Here is a 24,262-nt window from a genome sequence, read left to right on the forward strand (position 1 = left end):
GAACCGTCAGAGCAAGAGTGGAAAGATTTAAAACTAGCTTGGAAAGTTGTAAAACATGTGAAATCAAATGCAATTGTTTTAGCGAATGATAACATGACAGTTGGTGTAGGCGCGGGACAGATGAACCGTGTAGGTTCTGCAAAAATCGCAATTACACAAGCTGGCGAAAAAGCACAAGGTAGCGCACTTGCATCTGATGCTTTCTTCCCAATGCCAGATACAGTAGAAGAAGCAGCAAAAGCAGGAATTACGGCAATCATTCAGCCAGGCGGATCAATCCGTGATGAAGATTCTATTAAGATGGCAGATGCGTATGGGATTGCGATGGTTTTCACTGGCGTACGTCATTTCAAACACTAGTAGAGGATGTTTAAAAGGTCCGGTCAAGATAACTGTCGCATGTCGTCGTTGTTCTTGATTCTCTTTTTTAAACTTTTATTGATATGAAAACAAACTAGGAGCATAGCTTCTAGTTTGTACTTATTTAAGTATTGGGGGATGAAATATGAATGTTTTAGTAATCGGACGCGGTGGGCGTGAGCATGCTTTAGCTTGGAAGTTTGCACAATCTGCAAAAGTGGAAAAGGTATATGTAGCACCGGGTAATGAAGGTATGCGCGATGTTGCAACACCAGTTGATATTGATGAAAATGATTTTGATGCATTAGTTCTATTTGCCAAAGAGAATAAGGTTGAGTTAACTTTCGTTGGACCAGAAATTCCACTAATGAATGGAATTGTTGATCGTTTTAAAGAAGAGGGACTTCGTGTATTTGGTCCAAATAAGGCGGCTGCTGTTATTGAAGGTAGTAAGGCTTTTACGAAAGAATTGATGAAAAAGTATGATATTCCAACTGCGGCATATGAAACTTTTACAGATTATGAAGAAGCGGTACAATACATTCAAAAAGTTGGTGCACCGATTGTTATTAAGGCAGATGGATTAGCTGCTGGTAAAGGTGTAACAGTAGCAATGACACTTGAAGAGGCATTACAGGCTGTGAAAGAAATGCTACAAGATGTAAAGTTCGGCGAAGCAAGTAAGAAGGTTGTTATTGAAGAGTTTTTAGATGGACAAGAATTTTCATTAATGGCATTTGTGAATGGGACAACTGTGCATCCGATGGCAATTGCGCAAGATCATAAACGTGCTTTTGATGGTGATAAAGGTCCAAATACAGGCGGAATGGGCGCGTACTCTCCAGTACCACAAATTCCAGAATCAGCAGTTCAAGAGGCGATAAACACGGTATTACATCCAACTGCTAAAGCGATGATTGCAGAAAAACGTTCATTTACAGGGATTTTATATGCGGGACTTATTTTAACAAATGATGGCCCAAAGGTAATTGAATTTAATGCCCGCTTTGGCGATCCTGAAACAGAAGTAGTATTACCTCGCTTAGAAAATGATTTAGTTGATGTATGTAACGCTATATTAGATGAAAGTGAGTTAACATTACAATGGTCAGAGGAAGCCGTAATTGGTGTTGTACTTGCTTCGAAAGGATATCCAGAAGTATATAAAAAAGGTGACATTATTAACGGATTAGACACATTGCAAGGTGTAATTGTTTTCCATTCAGGTACAGCGATGAAGCATGGTGACTTTGTAACAAACGGTGGTCGTGTACTATTTGTGGCTTGTAAGGCAAATACTTTACAAGAAGCGAAAGATAAGGTGTATAAAGAAATCGGCAAAATTGAGAGTGATGGTCTATTTTACCGAAGTGATATAGGATATCGTGCAATTGGGCATGAGATGACGAGGAGCTAATATGTAAAAATCCCGCTGATTTCTCAGCGGGATTTTTTATGCATCTTTATCTTTTTTTAATTTTCCTTTTTGCTTTGCCATTTCTCGAAGCAAATATTCGATGTGTGCATTGACGCTACGAAACTCATCATTCGCCCATTTTTCGATGACAGCGTGTAATTCAGGATCAATACGTAATGGAAAGCTTTTCTTTTTAGCCATAATGATTTACAACCTTTTAGTATAGGCTTCCTGTATTAATAACTGGTTGCGCACCTTTATCTGAAACGATGGCAACTAATAAATTGTTCACCATATTTGCTTTACGCTCGTCATCGAGTTCCAGTACGCCTTCCTCATCTAACATATGGATTGAATCTTTTGCCATCTTCACAGCACCTTCAACAATCTCTTTTCTAGCAGCTAATACTGCTTTTGCTTGTTGACGTTGGAGCATTGCATGGGCAATTTCTGTTGCGTAAGCTAAATGTGTTAAACGAGTTTCTAATACTTCTACGCCAGCAATTTCAAGGCGCGCTTCTAATTCACGTTTTAATTCTTCAGAGATTTCTTCCGTATTTCCGCGTAACGTGATGCAAGTTTCATCTTGGAAATTGTCATAAGGATATTTTGTTGCAACGTGGCGGATTGCTGTTTCACTTTGAATTTCTACAAATCGATCGTAATGTTCAACACCGAACATTGCTTTTGCAGAATCAACAACTTTATATACGATAACGGCTGCAATTTCAATTGGATTTCCCTCAACATCATTTACTTTTAATTTCTTACTATTAAAGTTTTCAACACGTAACGATACAGTTTGACGGAATGCGAACGGAATCGTTAAAAATAAACCATTTTGACGAATTGTTCCTAAGTAATTACCGAAAAATGTAATGACCTTCGCTTGGTTTGGTTGAACAATACCAATACCTGTAGCAAGAACTGCGGCTAAAATAATAGTTAATGCTGCTCCTATGAAAATTTCTTGTATAAGGAAAAATACACCGATAGCGGCTAAAATCAAAATTCCAATAATCCCAAGAAAACCATTAACATAAAATACTTGTTTTTCTTTCATATGATCGCCTCCTGATATAAAAATGATATCACTTTTATATCATTTTAAGCAAGGGGTTTACACCTAATTTTCTGAATTTTATTGATTGGGTACCTCTTATGTATATTTTAAGGTTTAAAACAAGAATGTACGTTCTGTTTTATGGTAAAATAAAGAAGACTTAACCGCCCACTGCAGCAGCTAAGTCTCTTTGAGAGCATCTTGCATCGTGACAAATGATTCAAAGCGGTTTTGCCAGGATTATATCTTCAATCGCTGACTCAATCTCTTTGTCAGAAGCGTCAAAACTTCCGTTTGACCGTGGTTTGTCGTGATTGGAAGTTTGATTCACTTCTTCTTTAGCATGTCCCTTTTCAGTAAAATTCATGCTAGGCATTTTAAATGCCCCCATATTCATGTATTTTCCGAATTTCCACATTTCAACAACAGGACAGAAACGAACAATTCCCTCCGCAATTTTCATTGCACCAATCCATAGCAAGACGTTAGACCAAGTGCACCACGGCTTGCGTACAAGTTTAGCGCTACTATAGCCGAAGAGGATAAGTCCGAGTGTAATTCGAATTAGGGCATTTATTGTACCGATGTTTTGTTTCATTAGAAAAACACTCCTTTTTATGAAAGTTGAAATAGATAATACTATTTCTCTTATTAGTATCCCGTGTGATTTTTGGGATATGTAATCCAACATTTGACGTTGAAAAAGATGTTGGAATGTGCGTGTGTGTAAGTAGCTTTTTTTGTTATAATGAAAGAATGCATAAAAGGAAGTTCAAAATTAAATCCTCTAGTTTGAAAAAATGTGGAAGAGGGAATTCCAAACTTAATTCTCCGTTTTAAACAAATATTTAAGATGAAGTTAAAAAATCCTAATGAAAATAAACTGTTATTTTGAACAGAAATATATAAATAGAGAAAAGAAAGGGTGTTTTCATGTACGATATTTCCGGGTGGAAACATGTATTTAAGCTTGATCCAAATAAGGAGCTAAGTGACGAACATTTAGAAATGATTTGTGAGTCTGGAACAGATGCTGTTATTGTAGGCGGAAGTGATGGAGTGACAATTGATAATGTACTGCACATGCTAGTTAGCATTCGTAGATATGCAGTTCCTTGTGTGTTAGAGGTTTCTGATGTGGAAGCAATTACACCAGGATTTGATTTTTATTATATCCCAAGCGTTTTAAATAGCCGAAAAGTAGAATGGGTAACAGGCGTTCATCATGAGGCTTTGAAAGAATTTGGGGATATTATGGATTGGGACGAAATTTTCATGGAAGGGTATTGTGTTTTAAATCCTGAAGCGAAAGTAGCCCAGCTTACAGATGCGAAATGTGATGTAACAGAAGATGATGTGATTGCATACGCGCGTTTAGCAGACAAGCTATTACGTTTACCGATATTTTATTTAGAATATAGCGGTACGTATGGAGATGTTGAACTTGTTAAAAATGTAAAATCAGAATTAAAACAAGCTAAGTTGTATTACGGAGGCGGTATTTCTAATGCAGAACAAGCGAAAGAAATGGCGCAGTATGCTGATACAGTAGTTGTTGGAAATATTATTTATGATGATATAAAAGCAGCGTTAAAAACGGTTAAAGCAGTAAAAGGAGAGTAGGTGCAGGCGTATATGAGTAAGACAGACAGGTTATTAAATGGTTTAAATCCGCAGCAACAAAAAGCAGTACAAACAACGAACGGACCACTTCTATTAATGGCAGGTGCAGGTAGTGGTAAAACACGTGTGTTAACACATCGTATTGCGTATTTACTTGGTGAAAAAGGTATAGCGCCATGGAATGTACTAGCTATTACCTTTACAAATAAAGCGGCTCGTGAAATGCGCGAGCGTATTGATACACTTGTCGGGCCAGAAGCAGAAGATATTTGGATTTCTACGTTCCACTCTATGTGTGTACGTATTTTACGACGTGATATCGATCGTATTGGTATTAATCGTAACTTTACAATCTTAGATTCAGGCGATCAGTTAACGGTTGTGAAGAAAATCATGAAAGAGCGCAATATTGATCCGAAGAAATTTGAGCCGCGCTCTATTTTAGCGGGTATTAGTAATGCGAAAAATGAATTGTTATCTGCAGATAAATATGCGAAAAAAATTACAATCGCTGATCCATATGAAAAATTAACGAGCGATGTATATACAGAATATCAAAAACGTCTTCTGAAAAATAACTCATTAGACTTTGATGATTTAATTATGACAACGATTCAGTTATTTGAACGTGTTCCAGAAGTACTAGAGTTTTATCAGCGCAAGTTCCAATACATTCACGTGGATGAGTATCAAGATACGAACAAGGCGCAGTACCTTCTTGTTAAACATTTAGCAGCACGTTTTAAAAATTTATGCGTCGTAGGTGACTCAGATCAGTCTATTTACCGCTGGCGCGGGGCTGACATTTCTAACATTTTGTCATTTGAAAAAGACTATGAGAATGCGCAAGTTATTCTGTTAGAACAAAACTATCGTTCGTCACAAAATATTTTAAATGCAGCGAATGCTGTTATTGAAAAAAATTCAAACCGTAAACCGAAAAAATTATGGACAGACAATCAAGTTGGAAGCAAAATCTCATATTACCGTGCTGCAACGGAAAAAGACGAAGCATATTTTGTTGCGAAAAAAATTCGTGACGATATTCAAATGGGAAAACGAAAATATACTGATTTTGCAGTGTTATATCGTACAAATGCGCAGTCTCGTATGGTCGAGGAGATTTTCCTGAAATCTAATATTCCTTACAAGATTGTCGGCGGTACAAAGTTCTACGATCGTAAAGAGATTAAAGACATTTTGGCGTATTTACGTTTAATTGGGAATCCAGATGATGAGATTAGTTTCGCACGTATTATTAACATGCCAAAGCGTGGAATTGGTGCGACTTCTATCGATAAAATTATTAATTACGGTGTACAAAATGGAATTTCATTAACTGCTGTATTCGATGAGATTGAGCATGTTGGAGTAAGTGCAAAAATCACAAAGGCAGTAAAAGAATTCGCAGGTTTATTACACAACTGGGTAAATATGCAAGAGTATTTATCTGTTACGGAATTGGTAGAAGAAGTTATTGAAAAAACAGGCTATCGCGATATGTTGAAAAACGAGCGTACTTTAGAAGCGGAAGGTCGTTTAGAGAACTTAGATGAGTTTTTATCTGTTACGCAAACATTTGAATCTCAAAGCGAAGATAAGAGCCTTGTTGCATTCTTAACAGACTTAGCGCTTGTTGCTGATATTGATCGTGTCGATGAAGATCCAACTGCTGGTGAGGAAGTTATTTTAATGACGATGCACTCAGCGAAAGGGTTAGAGTTCCCAGTTGTCTTTATTGTAGGGTTAGAGGAAGGAATATTCCCGCATACTCGTTCTCTAATGGAAGAAGATGAAATGCAAGAAGAGCGTCGCCTTGCTTATGTAGGTATTACTCGTGCAGAAGAAGAGTTATATTTATCCAATGCACAAATGCGTACTTTATTTGGTCGAACAAGTATGAATGCCGCATCGCGATTTATTACAGAAATCCCGGCAGAGCTAGTAGAATCGTTAAATGAAACAGCGCCGAAGCGTGAAACTTCGTTTGGTGCAAAAGGCAGAACGGCTAGTAGCAGCAGAACGACAATGACAACTACAACACGCTCTCGTTCAGCTTTCGCGAGTCCTGCAGCTAAGACGACAGGTGGCGAGCAAATCGGCTGGGCAGTAGGAGATAAAGCTTCCCACCAAAAATGGGGAGTCGGTACGGTTGTCAGTGTAAAAGGTGAAGGTGATGCAAAAGAATTAGATATTGCGTTCCCAAGCCCAATTGGTGTTAAACGTTTGTTAGCAAAATTTGCACCTGTGACGAAACAATAGGAAAGGAATGAGGATATGTCAAAAGAGATAGCAAAACAACGTATAGAAGAACTGCGTGATTTGTTAAATACATTTAACTATCAGTATCACGTATTAGACAATCCTTCTGTTTCTGATGCGGAGTATGACCGTAATATGCAGGAGCTTATAAAATTAGAAGCAGAGAATCCAGAGTTTATGAGCGAAGACTCTCCCTCCATTCGCGTTGGGGGGACTGTTCTTGATATATTTGAAAAAGTAACACATAAGTCACCGATGTTAAGTTTAGGAAATGCATTTAACGAAGGAGATTTACGTGATTTCGACCGAAGAGTACGCCAAGGAATTGATGATGCGAATGTAAGATATATATGCGAATTAAAAATTGACGGACTTGCTGTTTCACTTCATTATGAAAAAGGACGCTTCATTCAAGGGGCAACACGTGGTGATGGTGTAACAGGTGAAGATATTACTCAAAATTTAAAAACGATTAAAGCGATCCCGCTCCGTTTAAATGAAGAAGTAACGTTAGAAGCACGAGGCGAAGCTTATATGCCGAAGCGTTCATTCGTTAAGTTAAATGAAGAAAAAGAACAAAATGGTGAAGATGTATTTGCGAATCCGCGTAATGCGGCGGCAGGTTCAATACGCCAACTTGATCCAAAAATTGCAGCGAAGCGTAACTTATCTATGTTTGTGTACGGTCTTGCGAATGTAGAAGAAAAAACAATTCCATCACATAGTGAATCGCTTGATTTCTTAGGTGAACTTGGATTCAAAACAAATCCAAATCGTCGTACATGTGAAACAATCGAAGAAGTTATAGCTTATGTAGAAGAATGGCAAGAAAAACGCCCGCATCTTGATTATGAGATTGATGGAATCGTTATAAAAGTAGATAATGTTGCTCTTCAAGAAAGTTTAGGAACTACAGCAAAGAGTCCAAGATGGGCAATTGCTTATAAATTCCCGGCTGAAGAGGTTGTAACAAGATTAACAGGCATTGAATTAAGTGTTGGTCGTACAGGGGTTGTAACACCGACAGCAGAGCTAGAGCCAGTGCGAGTGGCTGGTACTATCGTTCGTCGTGCTTCTTTACATAACGAAGATTTAATTCGTGAAAAGGACATTCGAATTGGTGACTATGTTGTAGTGAAGAAGGCCGGGGATATTATTCCTGAAGTTGTGAACGTTATTTTCGATAAGCGTACTGGTGAGGAAGAAGAATATCATATGCCAACGCATTGTCCAGCATGTGAGAGTGAACTAGTTCGTTTAGAAGAAGAAGTAGCACTTCGGTGTATAAATCCAACTTGTCCAGCTCAAATTCGAGAAGGTTTAATTCATTTCGTTTCGAGAAATGCAATGAATATTGATGGACTTGGAGAACGTGTTATTACACAACTCTTTGATGCGGATTATATTCGTACATTTGCTGATTTATATTCGTTGACGAAAGAGCAATTATTGCAGCTAGAACGATTCGGTGAAAAATCAGCAACGAATTTAGTGCAAGCAATTGAGAATTCTAAAGAAAACTCATTAGAGCGATTATTATTTGGCCTTGGTATCCGCCATGTCGGAGCAAAAGCAGCACGTACATTTGCAGAGCATTTCGAAACGATGGATGCGCTTGTGAAAGCAACGGAAGAAGAACTAAAAGCAATTAATGAGATTGGTGAAAAAATGGCTCAATCCGTCGTGACGTATTTTGATAATGAAGACGTATTAGAGTTATTACAACAATTTAAAGAGTATGGCGTGAATATGGCATACAAAGGTATAAAAATTGCTGATTTACAAAATGTTGAGTCGTACTTCGCAGGAAAAACTGTCGTTTTAACAGGTAAATTAGAAGTTATGGGGCGTAGTGAAGCGAAGAAGAAGATTGAGGCATTAGGTGGAAAAGTAACAGGAAGTGTTAGTAAAAGTACGGATTTAGTTGTTGCAGGTGAAGCAGCAGGTTCGAAATTAGCACAAGCTGAGAAGCATAATGTTGAGGTTTGGAATGAAGAGAGGTTCTTACAAGAGCTAAATAAGTAAGAGGTGCAAACTTACCATGAAAAAAATAGCATTAGCGGTATTAAGCCTTGGTCTACTTGTAAGTGGTTGTAGTGCAGGTACCGATAAAGATGAAAAAGTGGTTGAGAAATCTGGGAAAGCAAAAGAACAAGCAATCGTTCCGAAGTACTCTATTTCGGATGAATATTATAAGGCGACTATTCCATTTCAAGCAGGAGCTGCACGTGGTTTAGTTGTACAAGGAGTAAGTAATCGTCTTGATATAGATGAATTTGAAACAGGATTAATGCGTATTGCAAAAGAATCCTTTAGTACGAAAGATCATTTCTTTAAAGGTGGAAGTGCTCTAGATGCTCAAAATTTGCAGATGCTTGTTAAAAGAAAGCGTACAGATGCTGAACAAAAGGAACTAGAGGACAAATTAAAAAAAGATGCAGTTAAATTCCCAAATATCGGGTTAAATCCAGCGTTAGGTGGAGGATCTGAATCATTAGAGGCAAAAAATAAAAAAAATCCAATATATATTTCCAATATTTTAGAGCATGATTATTATGTGAAAAAAGGCGAAACAGATGAGCTCCAAGGAATTGTAATTGGTTTAGCAATGAATTCGGTTCATTATTACGAGGAAGAGCATGGTTATCCGCGTGAGGCTAAAATTGAGCAAGAAAAAATGTTAGCTGAAGGGAAAAAAATGGCGCAAGAAGTCTTAAAATTTATGCATGAAAAAAAAGCTGACACAAAAAATGTTCCAATAACATTTGCAATTTATCGTCAGGCTCCAAAGGCTTCACTCGTGCCAGGTAACTTTGTTTCTTATGCGAATGTTGAAAAAGGCAGTGAAACGGTTGAGGATTGGAAACAAATTAATGAGAAATATTATTTGTTCCCATCTGAACAAGCGAAAACAGATAATAAACGTGAAGACCTTGCGAGAGTATCGAACTTTAAAGCAAAACTAAGCGATTATTTCCAAGGCGACTATACAGCTGTTATCGGTACTGGTATGTATAGAGACGATGAATTAAGAGAAATAAAGCTTGATATTCCTGTCCAGTTTAATGGGAAAGCAGAAATAATTGGTTTTACACAATATGTAGCCGGGCTTGTTATGGAATACTTCCCGAATTATATGAAAGTACAAGTAACGATTAAATCTGTAGAAAGCCCAGAAGCGATTATTATACGTGAAGCGAAGCAAGATGAACCGTTTGTGAAAATTTTAGATTAAATAGGAGGGCTGTTCCTTTATGGAACGGCTTTTTTTCTTGAGTAATTTTGTTATAATTTAAAATGTTATAAATAATGGGGGTAAGGGGTAAAGCAAATGGACGAATTAAGTTTTCAAGTCATTATTTTATTAATTGCATTCGGCTTTTTAGCAGCTTTTATTGATTCAGTTGTTGGCGGTGGAGGATTAATTTCGCTTCCTGCACTTATGTTTGTTGGTTTACCACCAGCTTCGGCAATTGCAACAAATAAATTAGCGGCAACGATGGGGACGTTTACGAGTGCAATTTATTTTATTCGATCAGGAAAGGTCGATTTTAAAATTGTAGGAAAGTTAATCCCGTTAACTATTATAGGAGCGGTCTCAGGTGCTTTAGTAGTAAAGTTTATTCCGCCGGATATTTTACGTCCGTTAGTGCTTGTGATGTTGGTGTTTATTGCTATTTATATTATTGCAAAAAAGGATTGGGGAAGTGTATCTACCTATAAGAAGATGACGAAAAGAAAAACATTAATATTTTTCTTTGTTATTTTAATGATAGGGTTTTACGATGGATTTTTTGGGCCAGGGACAGGATCCTTTTTAATTTTTGCATTTTTATTAATTGGTTTGGATTTTATTCAAGCGGCAGCATCTGGAAAACTTTTGAACTTTGTTAGTAATATCGTATCTTTAATTACTTTTTTATTTTTAGACGTAATTCATTTTGAATACGGTATTATTATGGGGTTATCGATGATTTTTGGCGCTTATTTTGGATCAAAGTTTGCAGTTCAAAAAGGTGTTGGATATGTAAGAACTTTATTTTTATTAGTAACTATTTTATTGATTGGAAAAAACATTTTGGAATATACTCATATTTTTTAGAGTTATACGTATGTATAACTCTGTTTTTTTTATTATATTTTAAAAATTTATTAATTTTTAAAATATAAGTCTAGGAATATTTGAATAAATCTAAATTATCGTGTAGAATAATGTTGTAAAATGTAAACGTTTTTCTAAGGGGAGGCTAAAAGGATGGTAGTAGCATACAAACATGAGCCATTTACAGATTTTTCAGTGGAGGCTAACAAATTAGCGTTTGAAGAAGGTTTAAAGAAAGTAGAATCTTATCTTGGACAAGACTATCCATTAATTATTGGGGGAGAAAAAATCACTACAGAAGACAAAATTGTTTCTGTAAACCCTGCAAATAAAGAGGAACTTGTTGGTCGCGTTTCAAAAGCAAGCCGTGAGTTAGCTGAAAAAGCAATGCAAGTAGCGGATGAAACATTCCAAACTTGGAGAAAATCAAAGCCAGAAATGCGTGCAGACATTTTATTCCGTGCTGCAGCAATCGTTCGTCGCAGAAAACATGAATTCTCTGCTATTCTTGTAAAAGAAGCAGGTAAACCATGGAATGAGGCAGATGCTGATACAGCAGAAGCAATCGACTTTATGGAATATTATGGTCGTCAAATGTTAAAATTAAAAGACGGTATTCCAGTAGAAAGCCGTCCAATTGAATATAATCGTTTCTCTTACATTCCATTAGGAGTAGGTGTTATCATTTCTCCTTGGAACTTCCCATTCGCAATTATGGCAGGTATGACAACAGCTGCTTTAGTTTCTGGGAACACAGTATTACTAAAACCAGCTAGTACAACTCCTGTAGTAGCAGCGAAATTCATGGAAGTATTAGAAGAAGCTGGCTTACCAGCTGGCGTAGTAAACTTCGTTCCAGGTAATGGTTCTGAAGTTGGTGACTACTTAGTAGATCACCCTCGTACACGCTTCGTGAGCTTCACTGGATCTCGTGATGTAGGTATCCGTATTTATGAGCGCGCAGCGAAAGTAAACCCAGGCCAAATTTGGTTAAAACGCGTTATCGCTGAAATGGGTGGTAAAGATACAATCGTTGTTGATAAAGAAGCAGATCTTGAATTAGCAGCTAAATCTATCGTTGCATCGGCATTCGGATTCTCAGGACAAAAATGTTCTGCATGTTCTCGTGCAGTAATCCATGAAGATGTATACGATCACGTATTAAATCGTGCTGTTGAATTAACGAAAGAATTAACAGTTGCTAACCCAGCTGTATTAGGTACAAACATGGGTCCTGTTAATGACCAAGCTGCATTCGATAAAGTAATGAGCTATGTTGCAATTGGTAAAGAAGAAGGTAGAATTTTAGCAGGTGGCGAAGGAGACGATTCTAAAGGCTGGTTCATCCAACCAACAATCGTTGCTGATGTTGCAGAAGATGCTCGCTTAATGAAAGAAGAAATCTTCGGACCAGTAGTAGCATTCTGTAAAGCAAAAGACTTTGATCATGCACTAGCAATTGCAAACAATACAGAGTACGGTTTAACAGGTGCTGTTGTTACTAATAACCGTGACCATATTGAAAAAGCACGTGAAGAATTCCATGTGGGTAACTTATACTTTAACCGTGGATGTACTGGTGCAATCGTAGGTTACCAACCATTCGGTGGCTTTAACATGTCTGGTACAGACTCTAAAGCTGGTGGCCCTGACTACTTAGCACTTCACATGCAAGCAAAAACTACTTCTGAAACTTTATAAGAAATAGTAGAAGAGATCTTCGCAGTCTGCGAAGATCTCTTTTTTTGAAAAACTTTCTATCATGCCTTTCGAGAGGACTCCCACCTCTAAACGTAAGTGAAGGTGGTGAGGTGAATCGAAAGAAATATTTTATTTTCAAGAAAAAAGAAGAAACGTACGTTCCTTTTTTACTATAATATCCTTAACAAGGAGGTGAATAAAATGAAAAAGGAAAATCCGTCAAACTATAAAACTCTTCAAATCTGGATTAAAAAAGGGCATCGTATGTATTCTTATTTTCAAGAATCTTGTCATAACGCTAAGAATATGTACAACACTACAAACTTTTATATACGCCAGGTGTACACTGGATTAACACAAGAAAAAGAGTTGCAGCCTTTGCAAAAAGAAGTTCTGGATCATATTCATAAAAATATTGGTAAGATGAATGACACACAACTTCTTGCCTATCAGAAGAAATTGGAAAAAGAGAAATTAAAGCCTAAAGAAGAACAGAAAGAGATTACATGTAATTTGTTTTCAGAACCTAATTTTGAAAAACCTTATGTAGATTACAACTTTCTGGATGCACTATTTAAGGCTATGGTTCAAAATGATTATCGAGCTTTGCCTACGCAATGTAGCCAGTCAATCATGAAAGGTTTGTTCCAAAATTGGAAATCTTTTTTTGCTAGTTTAAAAGACTATAAAAAGAATCCAAACAAATATGCTGGAATGCCTAGGATTCCAAAGTATATTCGTTCTTCTGAAAAAGAGATTCTGTATACAAATCAAGATTGCATCATTAAAAACGGTAAATTTTTAAAGTTTCCAAAGACGAAATTGCAATTAAATATTGGGAAACTAGGTTTCACTGAAGGTAAACTGAAACAAGTTCGTGTGATTCCAAAATACAATGAATATGTAGTGGAATTGGTAATTGATGTTCCTTCTGAACAACAAATGATTGAAGAGAATGCTCGTTATATGAGTATTGATTTAGGGATTGATAACCTTGCAACCATCGTAACAAACACAGGTATGAAACCTGTCCTTGTTAAGGGCAAACATGTCAAAAGCATAAATCAATATTACAACAAAATGAAGAGTCATTTTACAAGCATTCTTAGAAATGGAAAACAAACGAATGAAGGACCTTTTACTTCTAAAAGGATAGAAAAACTTCATCAAAAACGTTACTTGAAAATAAAAGACGTCTTCCATAAAGTTAGTCACCATATCGTAAAACTAGCCCAAGAAGAAGAAGTTTGTAAAATCGTTATTGGTCAAAACAAAAGTTGGAAACAAGAAACGAATATGGGAAAAAGAAATAACCAATCGTTTTGTCATCTCCCGCATAGTTTACTGATTCAAATGATTACATACAAAGCAAATGTTGTAGGCATCCAAGTTGTTGTAACTGAAGAATCATATACATCGAAAGCAAGTTTTCTGGATAACGACTTCATTCCAACATATAGAAAAGATGACCAAAATACAACTTTTTCAGGAAAACGAATAAAGCGCGGCATATATCGTTCAGCAAATAAAACTTTAATTAATGCAGATGTAAATGCTGCGGCTAACATTTTACGAAAAGTAATCCCAAATGCATGGACAAATGGGATAGAGGGGTTAGGCGTGAAACAGCTCGCTAATGTGTTAACTCCCCTGACGTTAATCGTCCGTTAGGTCGAAACGTTAGAAACCCCCACTTCAAGCTTTGCTAAGTGGGGGAGTGTTCATATGTGGATTAAGATAGATATACGTAGAAAAACTAATAAGGTTTACTTCAGTAAATAAGATATATTATATTTGTTGGATAGGTTCTCTTTAAAGATAAGAAAAGTAGGTGAACAAAGTGGGAAAATATCAATTGGATTACAAGAGTCAGGTAGCTGTGGCAAAGTTTCATGAAAAACAGACGCCTGCCAAATTTGATAAAAAGCAGCAAATTGAAAATTTGCGTGCGGAGTATTTAAAAAAGAAGCAAAAACAAACAGATAAATAATATGTTGCGTTTTTGATAGGAGAAACTAGTTCTGATTACCATATATTACTATTTGGCGATTGGAACTAGCTAAACCCTATTCATATCGGGATAAACATGTAAATAGAAACAAAACAACGAGAAAAGTTGACTTATTAGTCATATTTTTTAGTATTCATTTTAAGGATTTCCTGTATAATACAATTTGAAAGAAAATCTATGGTTTGACAAGAAACACTCTTTTCGGTTTTGCTCACTGAAGGGAGTGTTTTTTTGTAGCCAAAAACTCCTCTGTACTCATTACATTTGCATATACTCCATTTAAACTAGCCAAAATTGTGTTATGAATATAAACGGCTGGTATCGTAGCATTCTTAAAAGAAAGATCTTTTGTAGCACAAGCATCATGTATAACGGTACATGGAAAGCCGAAATCAAAAGCCGCCCTTACGGTAGCATCAATGCACATATGAGTCATCATCCCGCATATGACGACGTGCTCAATATTTAAACGTTGTAATTGTTCTAGAAGATCGGTTTCGCGAAAACTATTTGGATAATGTTTGAGTATAACGGTTTCTTCTCTAAGTGGACGTACGCTCTCATGAATATGTACACCTTCTGTATTGGGTAGGAAAAAAGTAGCATCATCTTTAATTGCTACATGTTGGATATGAAAAATAGGTTCATTTTTCGTTCTAAAGAATTGTAGTAGCTGACTAGCATATTCGCTTGCTTCTGCTGGATTACGCAATTCCATTTTTCCATGTGGAAAATAGTCATTTTGAATATCAACGAGTAAAAGAGCTGTTTTCATATATTTATCTTCCTCCGATTTCATATTCAAATAATGGTATTCAATTTATCCGACATTAACGAGCAGTAAAACTCCCACCTCAAAATTCGGCTGGAGCAAAGAAGTTAGGTGGGAGATCAACTGTCCGTAAATGTCCGATTGGTGAGGGCTAATAATCAGTGGGGGATGAACAAAACCCCCCACTGATTATAGTTTCACTTTATAGAGAGGATTCTCCTTTTAAAAAATATGAAGGAGGAGAATTTTACATAACTTTAAAAACCAATATTATATTGTAATTTTTTATTTGAAAATTTTAATAAAGAAATAATTAATATTTTTCTAAAAAATGTATTGACTCTTATTATTCTGAGTTCTATAATGAGAATTAATTAAACGACAATTAAATCGATACATTCTTATCCAGAGAGGTGGAGGGACTGGCCCTACGATACCTCAGCAACGGGTTTTTTAATACCGTGCTAACTCCAGCAAGCCTATGAAAGGCTTGGAAGATGAGAAGATGTGAACGAGTACATATAAGTGCTCTCCTTCTTATCTTTATGGTTGATAAGAAGGAGAGCACTTTTTATTTTACCTCGAAAGCTCTACTTCAAGTTTTTACAGCATATAGGAGGGGGAAAAATGATTTCTTTTAAGAACGTAAGTAAAGTATATGAATCAGGTGGGCAATCTGTTCATGCGGTGGATGATGTAACATTATCCGTTGAGAAGGGCGAAATTTTTGGCATTATCGGTTTTAGTGGCGCTGGAAAGAGTACGTTGTTACGCTTAGTAAATATGTTAGAGAGACCGACGGCAGGAACGATTTCAATAGATGATAAAGATATTACATCACTATCGACGAAAGAATTACGGAAGCTAAGACAAAGAATCGGGATGATTTTTCAAAGTTTTAATTTATTTAATTCAAGAACAGTGTTTGGGAATATTGCGTATCCACTAAAGTTAGCAAAAGTACCAAAGAATGAGATAAAAGAAAGAGTAAATGAACTGCTGAAGTTTGTAGGGTTAGAAGATAAAGCAAGCTATTATCCAGAGCAACTATCAGGTGGCCAAAAGCAACGTGTTGGTATTGCTAGAGCACTTGCAACATCGCCAGATATTCTTATATGTGATGAGGCAACGTCAGCTTTAGATCCAGAAACAACGACAGAGATATTAAACTTATTAAAGAAAGTTAATCGAGAATACAATGTAACAATTCTTCTTATTACACATGAAATGCACGTTGTGAAAGACATTTGTCACCGTGTAGCTGTAATGGAGAAGGGAAAGGTTATTGAAGAAGGAAAACTGTTTGACGTTTTCACACAACCGAAAACAAAGACGACTCAAAACTTTGTACGTTCTATTATTAATGATCATTTACCAGAAAGTGTTCTAGGGAAAATTCAAAACGGAGGACAGATTTATCGCTTAACATTTACTGGTGAGGAGACAGGGCAACCAGTACTATCATATATCGCAAAAAACTATAACGTCGATGTAAACGTGCTTTACGGAAATATTATTGAACTTCAAAATGTGCTATTTGGAAATCTACTTGTAGAGTTGCAAGGTGAGCAGAAAGAAATTCAAAAAGCATTACAACATCTAAGACTGCAAGTGCAGCTGAAGGAGGTAGAAGCTCATGCGAGTTGATTGGAGTATATTTTGGCCTCGCATTGTAGATGCGACGGGGGATACCCTCTTAATGGTAATTGTAACCCTTATATTCGCTACAATTCTTGGTATACCTCTAGGTTTACTTTTATATGTAACGAGAAAAGGAAACTTTTTAGAAAATAAATGGGTCTTTTCTATTCTTAATATCATTATTAATACAATTCGTCCGGTTCCATTCATTATCTTCTTAGTAGCTTTAAGTCCACTAACAAGAAGCGTTATTGGAACGACGATTGGAACAGCAGCAGCGATTTTCCCAATGACGTTAGTTGCATCAATCGGTATTGCTAGAATGGTTGAAACAAATCTTGTTTCAGTTCCAAAAGGAGTCATTGAAGCGGCTCAAGCGATGGGTGCTTCACCAATTAGAATTGTTTTTGAAATCCTTGTGCCAGAAGCGTTAGCTCCATTGATTTTAGGAGTTACATTTATGACAGTTGGTTTAATTGAATTTTCTGCAGTTGCTGGGCTTGTCGGTGGTGGCGGTCTTGGTGACTTAGCAATGACATATGGTTATCAACGTTTTGATACATCAGTTATGTTCGTAACGGTCGTTTTACTTATTATTCTCGTACAGGTAGCTCAAAACTTAGGAAACTACTTTGCGAAAGTCTTTTTACGCAGATCATAAAAAGGAAGAGGGGAAAAGAAGATGAAGAAAATTTTAGCATTTGCATTATCAGCGATTGTAGGAATTTCAGCGTTAAGCGGCTGCTCAAGTGGGGACACGGGGGCAGGAGCGAAAGAGAAAACAGTTCGCGTAGGTGTAACCGGAACAGATGGAGACGCTTGGGAAATTTTAAAGAAAAAAGCTGAAAAAGAAGGAATTAAAATTAAACTGGTTGAGTTCTCTGATTACACAACGCCAAATAAAGCGTTAGCTGATGGAGATATTGAACTAAACTCATTCCAGCATATTGCTTTCTTAGAGCAATTTAAAAAAGAGCATAAGTTAGATATTACAGCTGTTGGGACAACGCAAATTGCACCAATGGGTTTATACTCTGAAAAACATAAGAAAGCAAGTGAAATCCCAGATGGTTCAGAAATTGCGATTCCAAATGATCCAACGAACCAAGCACGTGCATTAAAACTTCTTGATGCAGCTGGATTAGTAAAGCTTAAGAAAGACTTTGGCTTATTTGGAGATCCAAGCGGCATTGCTGAAAATCCGAAGAAGTTAAAAATTACACCGGTTATCGCACAGCAAACACCTCGTGTATTAAAAGATGTAGCAGCTTCAGTTATTAATAACGGTGTTGCTGGTCAAGCTGGGTTAGATCCAGCGAAGGATCCGATTTTCTTAGAAGATCCAAAGAATGAAAATGCGAAGCCATATATTAATATTTTTGCAGCTCGTACGAAAGATAAAGATGATCCAACACTGAAAAAGGTAATTGAACTCTATCATTCAAAAGAAGTAACAGATGCAATTAAGAAAGAAACAAATGATGGTTCCATTTCAGTAGATCTTTCACTTGAGGAGCTTGAAAAAATCGTAAAATAATTATCGGGTTTAACGATTAACAGTAGGAACCCCTCCGCTGTTAGCTCGTTCAACATATAATCTACTTAACAAACAAAACCCTAATTCTGTACCTTCCAATTTTGTATAACGTAGAATCCAATGTTTGTTAAGTAGAGTGATGGACTAGGAGTTTTCCTGGTCCTTTTTTGTTATTCGATTACGATACTTTTCAAATTGTCTTCGTGATGCTCTTGTTCTTTCGGATAAGCAGCTAGCTCCTCTTGTAAAATGTTCAGCATTTGCTTAGCTGATTGCTGGATTGGTGCAGGTAACTCTTCTAATATATTCATACCGACTTTTATTTTTGTATGAATTATCTTCCTTAGTAATTCCTCACGCATGCACTACACCTCCAAATCGAATGTTTAGTACATCATCTTCGAATTTTGCTCCTTGAATAGAAAGGTGTGTTAACGTTTTGGGTAATGTGATGTTCCGCTTAACAGAACCAGCACGAATGATAAGCTCATCACCTTTTTGATTTAATGAAAGTTCACTTTTGTTTGAGAAGGGAATGGATAGTACAAAAATATATTCATCACCATCTTTTTTTACATATTGAGTACGGCCGTTAAATTTCACTTCAGTAGGACTATAATCCGTTTTAAATAAAGCATCTCCAACGCGTTCTAACATAGGCAAGCCAACAACTTCTTGTTCAAACATTGGAGCTTCATAAATAGGAAGCGGATCAAAACTATTTTGAATTAATGTTTTATATTTCTTTTGCGTATCTTTCCATGCTTGAAAATAAGGATCGGTGACAGTGTTAGGGATGACGCGGTTAATCATAATCGCATCTACGTTATAATCGTATAAATTTAAATACGTAAAGCTACGCTGAGCCTCTTTAATGACCATTTTTTCGGGATTTACAACGATGCGGATACTTGTTACGTCTCGGTTTGATAAAATATCTCTCATTTCTCCAAGCTGTTCAAGTGTATTTGTTAATTCGTCCATAATATCATCGGTTGGAAGGGGGACACCAAGAAGTGGTTGAGCTACAGGGCGAACAACTTTTAAAACTTTTCTTTTAATAGGAAAGAGTTTTTCCATCCACCAGCCAAGCATGTCTGGAAAGCTGAGCATTGCTAATGTTTCTCCTGTTGGAGCACAATCAATGATAATAACATCATATGTGTTTTGTTTATAATAATCGAGTACGCGGAGTAAGCTAATTAAATCTTCCATACCAGGAAACATCGTTAACTCTTCTGTTGTAATATCATCAGCTGCTTTGGAAGTGAAGAGTAGTGTAATATATTTTTGTAATTTTCCCCAGCCTTTTTCCATCTCATAAATTGTATTAATTTCTTGTGCCCACAAATTTTTACGAATTTCTAGTGGCTCAGAAGATAACTTTATACCAAATGAATCTCCTAAACTATGGGCTGGGTCTGTGCTCATTACTAATGTTTTTAATCCCTGTTTTGCGCTTTGAAGTGCTGTTGCTGCTGAAATGCTAGTTTTTCCTACTCCGCCTTTACCTGTATACAAAATAATTCTCATCATTCTATCCCCTTTATTTCGAGTATCGGATATTACGAGTTACGAAATATTTTTTCGAATAAAAACCCTAGTAGGGTTTTTATTCAATCGGAATGTTTTTCATTTTAGGTGTAGAAACCTCTTCTTCTGTTTTTTGCTGTGACGTAGCAATGTGGTTCATAATCTTTTGGAAGATTTGTAGTAAAAATGCTTTTTCTTCTTCTGATAATGCTTCTGTCACTAGGCTAAAGTAATGGGCTGCATTTTGTTTTACTTCTTGAACGAGCATTACGCCGTGTTCTGTTAAACGAATTAATACAATGCGTCGGTCGTTTTCATCACGGTAGCGTTCAATATATCCCTTTTTTACAAGGCGATTTACAACACCTGTCGTTGTACTCATCGGTATATCAAGAAGGTCAGCGATTTTTGTCATTGTAATATCTGTATTTCGTTCCATCCAAAGTAAACAAAATACTTCTGTTTTAGAAAGTGTTAAATCTAAGCTTACCCATTCCTCAGGATAGAAAAGTTTCTTGGCGTTATCTAGCAGTAAGTCTAAAAAATGTTCGTATTGCAACAATTAATTCCACTCCCGTATATTTCGAGGTTCGTAATATTTGTTTTTATTTTATGCAGAATTGAAATAAATGTCAATATTTTTAACTGTTTTTTCAGATTAGACAGAAAACTAACTTTAAAATAGTATTGTTTTATGATAGATTTATAAATATAAAACTAGAATTTACATAAAGTGAAACTTTAATCAGTGGGGATTTTCTTCATCCCCACTGATTATTAGTTGAACCAATCGGACTTTTATGGGCAGTTGATCCCCCACCTAACTTCTTTGCTTTCGCTGAATTTTGAGGTGGGGGTCTTATTGCCCATTAAAGTGGGATAAAAATCCATTATGGTAAATATACTTATCTATAATGGATGTACAGCTAACGAGGGGGAGAACGATGAGAAGACGTAATACGCAAGCGTTCACGTTTTTAGCATGGACTTCATTTGTTTGCGCGCTTTCAGGTATGCTAATTGGAATTTATACGTTAGATGAAACGCTTAGTGTAAAAGGATATTATTTAATTGGAACATTATTTTTAACGATGTCTTGTTTTGTATTACAAAAAACAATTCGTGATAATGAAGAAGATAACGAGAGATTTCCGAAAAATAAACCGTTAGATAAAGAGTAAATTGTAAAGAAAGGCGTTTGCCTTTCTTTTTTTATGTAAAAATGCCGTAAGTGCCGTGTGTTGACTTGCTTGAAGTACTGAAAATTTGGTATCATCAATAGTATTGTAGATTGAACGATATATTATGGAGGTGGCCTAGCCGTGTCAAGAATTTCCGTTGAGAATGTAAAGCACGTAGCACATTTAGCACGTCTTGCAATTACTGATCAAGAAGCTGAAAAATTTCAAAAACAACTAGATGCAATTGTTACATTTGCAGAACAGTTAAATGAATTAGATACAACTGATGTAAAGCCAACAACTCATGTATTAACGATGAAAAATGTTATGCGTGAAGATGTACCAGAAAAAGGTTTACCAGTTGAAGAAGTATTAAAAAATGCACCGGATCACAAAGATAATCAAATCCGTGTTCCAGCAGTATTAGAATAGAGGAGGGGAATTTCGATGTCATTATTTGATCATTCCGTATCAGAGTTACATAAGAAGTTAAACAACAAAGAAATTTCCGTTACAGATTTAGTAGAAGAATCTTACAAACGTATTGCGGATGTTGAAGATAACGTAAAAGCTTTTCTTACATTAGATGAAGAAAACGCACGCGCGAAAGCGAAAGAATTAGACGCGAAAATTGGTGCTGAAGATAATGGTTTATTATTCGGTATGCCAATTGGTGTAAAAGATAACATTGTAACTAACGGTCTTCGTACTACTTGTGCGAGCAAAATGTTAGCAAACTTTGATCCAATTTATGATGCAACAGTTGTACAAAAGCTAAAAGCTGCTGACACAGTTACAATCGGTAAATTAAATATGGACGAGTTCGCAATGGGTTCTTCAAATGAAAACTCAGGTTTCTATGCTACAAAAAATCCATGGAACTTAGATTACGTTCCAGGCGGATCTAGTGGTGGTTCTGCAGCAGCTGTAGCAGCAGGAGAAGTATTATTCTCTCTAGGTTCTGATACGGGTGGTTCTATCCGTCAGCCAGCTGCATATTGCGGCGTTGTAGGTTTAAAACCAACTTACGGACGTGTATCTCGTTACGGATTAGTTGCATTCGCATCTTCACTTGACCAAATCGGACCGATTACACGTACAGTAGAAGATAATGCATACTTATTACAAGCTATTTCAGGTATTGACCGTATGGATGCAACTTCTGCAAACGTTGAAGTAGGAAACTACTTAGCTGGTTTAACAGGCGACGTTAAAGGTTTACGTATTGCTGTACCGAAAGAATACTTAGGAGAAGGTGTTGGCGAAGAAGCTCGTGAGTCAGTACTAGCTGCTTTAAAAGTATTAGAAGGTATGGGCGCAACTTGGGAGGAAGTATCTCTTCCACACTCTAAATACGCTCTAGCAACGTATTACTTATTATCTTCTTCTGAAGCATCTGCTAACCTTTCACGCTTTGATGGCGTACGTTACGGTGTTCGTTCTGATAATGTAAATAATTTATTAGACCTTTACAAAAACACACGTAGCGAAGGTTTCGGTGATGAAGTAAAACGTCGTATTATGCTTGGTACATTTGCACTTAGCTCTGGTTACTATGATGCATACTACAAGAAAGCACAACAAGTACGTACATTAATTAAAAACGACTTTGAAAATGTATTTGCTAACTACGATGTTATTATTGGACCAACAACGCCAACTCCGGCATTTAAAGTAGGCGAAAAAGTTGATGATCCAATGACAATGTATGCAAACGACATTTTAACAATCCCAGTAAACTTAGCGGGTGTTCCAGCGATTTCTGTTCCATGTGGATTTGGTGCTAACAACATGCCACTTGGTCTACAAATCATTGGTAAACACTTCGATGAAGCGACAATTTACCGCGTTGCACATGCGTTTGAGCAAGCAACAGACTATCATACAAAAAAAGCAAGTCTGTAAGGAGGCGAGCATAGATGAATTTAGAAACAATTATTGGTTTAGAGGTTCACGTTGAGTTAAAAACAAATTCGAAAATTTTCTCTGCGAGTCCAACAGAATTCGGAGCGGAGCCAAATACACAAACAAGTGTAATTGACTTAGGATACCCAGGGGTACTTCCTACTTTAAATAAAGAAGCAGTTAACTTTGCAATGAAAGCTGCAATGGCATTAAACTGTGAAATCGCAACGGAAACGAAGTTTGACCGTAAAAACTATTTCTACCCAGATAATCCGAAAGCTTACCAAATTTCTCAATTCGATAAGCCAATCGGTGAAAATGGTTGGATTGAAATCGAAGTAGACGGTAAAAAGAAACGTATCGGTATTACACGTCTTCATTTAGAAGAAGATGCTGGTAAATCAACGCATACAGCTGATGGTTCATTAGTAGACTACAATCGTCAAGGTATGCCTTTAATCGAGATCGTATCTGAGCCAGATATGCGTACGCCAGAAGAAGCATATGCATACTTAGAGAAGTTAAAATCAATCATTCAATACACTGGCGTATCTGATTGTAAGATGGAAGAAGGTTCCTTGCGTTGTGATGCGAACATTTCCCTTCGTCCTGTTGGACAAGAGAAGTTCGGTACAAAAGCGGAACTGAAAAACTTAAACTCATTCACTTACGTACAAAAAGGTCTTGAGCACGAGCAAGTGCGCCAAGAGAAAGAATTGTTATCTGGTGGTATCATCCAACAAGAAACACGTCGTTATGATGAAGCAACGAAGAAAACAATCTTAATGCGTGTGAAAGAGGGATCTGACGATTACCGTTACTTCCCAGAGCCAGATTTAGTTGAACTTTACATCGATGATGAGTGGAAAGAAGAAATTCGTGCTTCGATTCCAGAACTTCCAGATGCACGTAAAGCTCGCTACGTTGCAGAAATTGGCTTACCGGCTTATGATGCACACGTATTAACATTAACGAAAGAAATGTCTGATTTCTTTGAAGCAACTGTTGCAGACGGTGCTGATGCGAAATTAACATCAAACTGGTTAATGGGTGAAGTACTTGCATACTTAAACAAACAACAAAAAGAATTAAAAGACGTTGCATTAACGCCTGCTGGTTTATCTAAAATGGTTCAATTAATTGAAAAAGGTACA

General features: G+C 36.6%; 23 protein-coding genes, 1 pseudogene and 1 riboswitch. Of the genes and pseudogenes, 17 read left to right on the plus strand and 7 right to left on the minus strand.

What is annotated here, in order from left to right; genetic code table 11:
• Both purH and purD read left to right on the plus strand, forming a co-directional pair.
• Positions 1–360, plus strand: a pseudogene (gene purH, locus MR113_RS21505) (bifunctional phosphoribosylaminoimidazolecarboxamide formyltransferase/IMP cyclohydrolase); the annotation flags it as partial.
• A gap of 145 nt (positions 361–505) precedes the next feature.
• A complete protein-coding gene (purD, locus tag MR113_RS21510; protein WP_242256735.1) occupies positions 506–1,777 on the plus strand; it encodes a phosphoribosylamine--glycine ligase in 1,272 nt (423 codons plus the stop codon).
• A gap of 36 nt (positions 1,778–1,813) precedes the next feature.
• Here purD and MR113_RS21515 read toward each other — a convergent pair whose 3' ends face one another.
• The 3 genes from MR113_RS21515 to MR113_RS21525 all read right to left on the minus strand — a co-directional run bounded on the left by MR113_RS21515 (position 1,814) and on the right by MR113_RS21525 (position 3,438).
• Complete coding sequence (locus MR113_RS21515) at positions 1,814–1,978, minus strand: type II toxin-antitoxin system antitoxin (RefSeq protein ID WP_001085171.1); 165 nt, start codon at positions 1,976–1,978, stop codon at positions 1,814–1,816.
• 16 nt (positions 1,979–1,994) lie between these two features.
• Positions 1,995–2,840, minus strand: a complete 846-nt coding sequence (locus MR113_RS21520; protein WP_000660678.1) for an SPFH domain-containing protein — start codon at positions 2,838–2,840, stop codon at positions 1,995–1,997.
• A gap of 220 nt (positions 2,841–3,060) precedes the next feature.
• Entirely contained in the window at positions 3,061–3,438 is a 378-nt protein-coding gene (locus MR113_RS21525) for a YgaP family membrane protein (protein WP_242256739.1), read from the minus strand.
• 335 nt (positions 3,439–3,773) lie between these two features.
• Between MR113_RS21525 and pcrB the strand changes: the two genes are divergently transcribed.
• The 8 genes from pcrB to MR113_RS21565 all read left to right on the plus strand — a co-directional run bounded on the left by pcrB (position 3,774) and on the right by MR113_RS21565 (position 14,518).
• The gene (gene pcrB / locus MR113_RS21530; RefSeq protein ID WP_242256741.1) at positions 3,774–4,463 is read left to right on the plus strand and encodes a heptaprenylglyceryl phosphate synthase; all 690 of its coding nucleotides are present in this window, start codon (positions 3,774–3,776) and stop codon (positions 4,461–4,463) included.
• A 12-nt stretch (positions 4,464–4,475) separates the two neighbouring features.
• Complete coding sequence (gene pcrA / locus MR113_RS21535; protein ID WP_242256743.1) at positions 4,476–6,725, plus strand: DNA helicase PcrA; 2,250 nt, start codon at positions 4,476–4,478, stop codon at positions 6,723–6,725.
• Positions 6,726–6,740: 15 nt separating this feature from the next.
• Positions 6,741–8,750 carry an NAD-dependent DNA ligase LigA gene (gene ligA, locus MR113_RS21540; protein WP_242256745.1) on the plus strand — a complete coding sequence of 670 codons (2,010 nt, stop codon included), beginning with the start codon at positions 6,741–6,743 and terminating at the stop codon, positions 8,748–8,750.
• Between the two features lie 16 nt (positions 8,751–8,766).
• Entirely contained in the window at positions 8,767–9,960 is a 1,194-nt protein-coding gene (locus MR113_RS21545; RefSeq protein ID WP_242256748.1) for a CamS family sex pheromone protein, read from the plus strand.
• A gap of 96 nt (positions 9,961–10,056) precedes the next feature.
• On the plus strand, positions 10,057–10,827 hold the full coding sequence (locus MR113_RS21550; protein ID WP_242256750.1) for a TSUP family transporter: 771 nt from the start codon (positions 10,057–10,059) through the stop codon (positions 10,825–10,827).
• Positions 10,828–10,980: 153 nt separating this feature from the next.
• Complete coding sequence (gene pruA / locus MR113_RS21555; RefSeq protein ID WP_000259556.1) at positions 10,981–12,528, plus strand: L-glutamate gamma-semialdehyde dehydrogenase; 1,548 nt, start codon at positions 10,981–10,983, stop codon at positions 12,526–12,528.
• Between the two features lie 201 nt (positions 12,529–12,729).
• Positions 12,730–14,199, plus strand: a complete 1,470-nt coding sequence (locus MR113_RS21560) for an RNA-guided endonuclease InsQ/TnpB family protein (RefSeq protein WP_242256752.1) — start codon at positions 12,730–12,732, stop codon at positions 14,197–14,199.
• Positions 14,200–14,368: 169 nt separating this feature from the next.
• Positions 14,369–14,518, plus strand: coding sequence for a hypothetical protein (locus tag MR113_RS21565; RefSeq protein WP_000521652.1), 150 nt, complete (start codon positions 14,369–14,371; stop codon positions 14,516–14,518).
• 232 nt (positions 14,519–14,750) lie between these two features.
• On the opposite strand, the gene MR113_RS21570 is transcribed toward MR113_RS21565, so the two are convergent.
• Entirely contained in the window at positions 14,751–15,314 is a 564-nt protein-coding gene (locus MR113_RS21570; protein WP_242256753.1) for a cysteine hydrolase family protein, read from the minus strand.
• Between the two features lie 395 nt (positions 15,315–15,709).
• A riboswitch (SAM riboswitch) is annotated at positions 15,710–15,815 on the plus strand.
• Between the two features lie 123 nt (positions 15,816–15,938).
• On the opposite strand from MR113_RS21570, the gene MR113_RS21575 reads away from it, so the two are divergent.
• From MR113_RS21575 to MR113_RS21585, 3 genes are read left to right on the plus strand one after another with little or no spacing between them, the layout of a single operon-like run.
• The gene (locus MR113_RS21575) at positions 15,939–16,958 is read left to right on the plus strand and encodes a methionine ABC transporter ATP-binding protein (protein ID WP_242256755.1); all 1,020 of its coding nucleotides are present in this window, start codon (positions 15,939–15,941) and stop codon (positions 16,956–16,958) included.
• Complete coding sequence (locus tag MR113_RS21580; RefSeq protein ID WP_001261881.1) at positions 16,948–17,613, plus strand: methionine ABC transporter permease; 666 nt, start codon at positions 16,948–16,950, stop codon at positions 17,611–17,613. Before MR113_RS21575 ends, MR113_RS21580 begins: the two co-directional genes overlap by 11 nt.
• 21 nt (positions 17,614–17,634) lie before the next feature.
• Positions 17,635–18,489, plus strand: a complete 855-nt coding sequence (locus MR113_RS21585) for a MetQ/NlpA family ABC transporter substrate-binding protein (RefSeq protein ID WP_242243089.1) — start codon at positions 17,635–17,637, stop codon at positions 18,487–18,489.
• A 170-nt stretch (positions 18,490–18,659) separates the two neighbouring features.
• On the opposite strand, the gene MR113_RS21590 is transcribed toward MR113_RS21585, so the two are convergent.
• The 3 genes from MR113_RS21590 to MR113_RS21600 all read right to left on the minus strand — a co-directional run bounded on the left by MR113_RS21590 (position 18,660) and on the right by MR113_RS21600 (position 20,584).
• Positions 18,660–18,851, minus strand: a complete 192-nt coding sequence (locus MR113_RS21590) for a DUF3926 domain-containing protein (protein WP_242256757.1) — start codon at positions 18,849–18,851, stop codon at positions 18,660–18,662.
• The gene (locus MR113_RS21595) at positions 18,844–20,025 is read right to left on the minus strand and encodes an ArsA family ATPase (RefSeq protein ID WP_242256759.1); all 1,182 of its coding nucleotides are present in this window, start codon (positions 20,023–20,025) and stop codon (positions 18,844–18,846) included. The genes MR113_RS21590 and MR113_RS21595 overlap by 8 nt, the downstream gene beginning before the upstream one ends.
• Positions 20,026–20,101: 76 nt before the next feature.
• Positions 20,102–20,584: a MarR family winged helix-turn-helix transcriptional regulator gene (locus tag MR113_RS21600; RefSeq protein ID WP_242256761.1), complete on the minus strand. Its 483-nt coding sequence runs from the start codon at positions 20,582–20,584 to the stop codon at positions 20,102–20,104.
• 382 nt (positions 20,585–20,966) lie between these two features.
• Here MR113_RS21600 and MR113_RS21605 point away from each other — a divergent pair, with 382 nt between their 5' ends.
• The 4 genes from MR113_RS21605 to gatB form a co-directional block, all read left to right on the plus strand.
• The gene (locus tag MR113_RS21605) at positions 20,967–21,203 is read left to right on the plus strand and encodes a YiaA/YiaB family inner membrane protein (RefSeq protein WP_001254393.1); all 237 of its coding nucleotides are present in this window, start codon (positions 20,967–20,969) and stop codon (positions 21,201–21,203) included.
• 141 nt (positions 21,204–21,344) lie between these two features.
• Positions 21,345–21,635: an Asp-tRNA(Asn)/Glu-tRNA(Gln) amidotransferase subunit GatC gene (gene gatC / locus MR113_RS21610; protein WP_000086999.1), complete on the plus strand. Its 291-nt coding sequence runs from the start codon at positions 21,345–21,347 to the stop codon at positions 21,633–21,635.
• A gap of 15 nt (positions 21,636–21,650) precedes the next feature.
• Positions 21,651–23,108 (plus strand): Asp-tRNA(Asn)/Glu-tRNA(Gln) amidotransferase subunit GatA, encoded by a 1,458-nt coding sequence (gatA, locus tag MR113_RS21615; RefSeq protein WP_000051449.1) that lies wholly within the window; start codon positions 21,651–21,653, stop codon positions 23,106–23,108.
• Between the two features lie 14 nt (positions 23,109–23,122).
• Positions 23,123–24,262, plus strand: a 1,140-nt coding sequence (gene gatB, locus MR113_RS21620; RefSeq protein WP_242256763.1) for an Asp-tRNA(Asn)/Glu-tRNA(Gln) amidotransferase subunit GatB, incomplete at its 3' end; no start/stop codon positions are given.

This window comes from Bacillus cereus group sp. BfR-BA-01379 (assembly GCF_022663605.1).
Classification (GTDB): Bacteria; Bacillota; Bacilli; order Bacillales; family Bacillaceae_G; genus Bacillus_A; species Bacillus_A mobilis.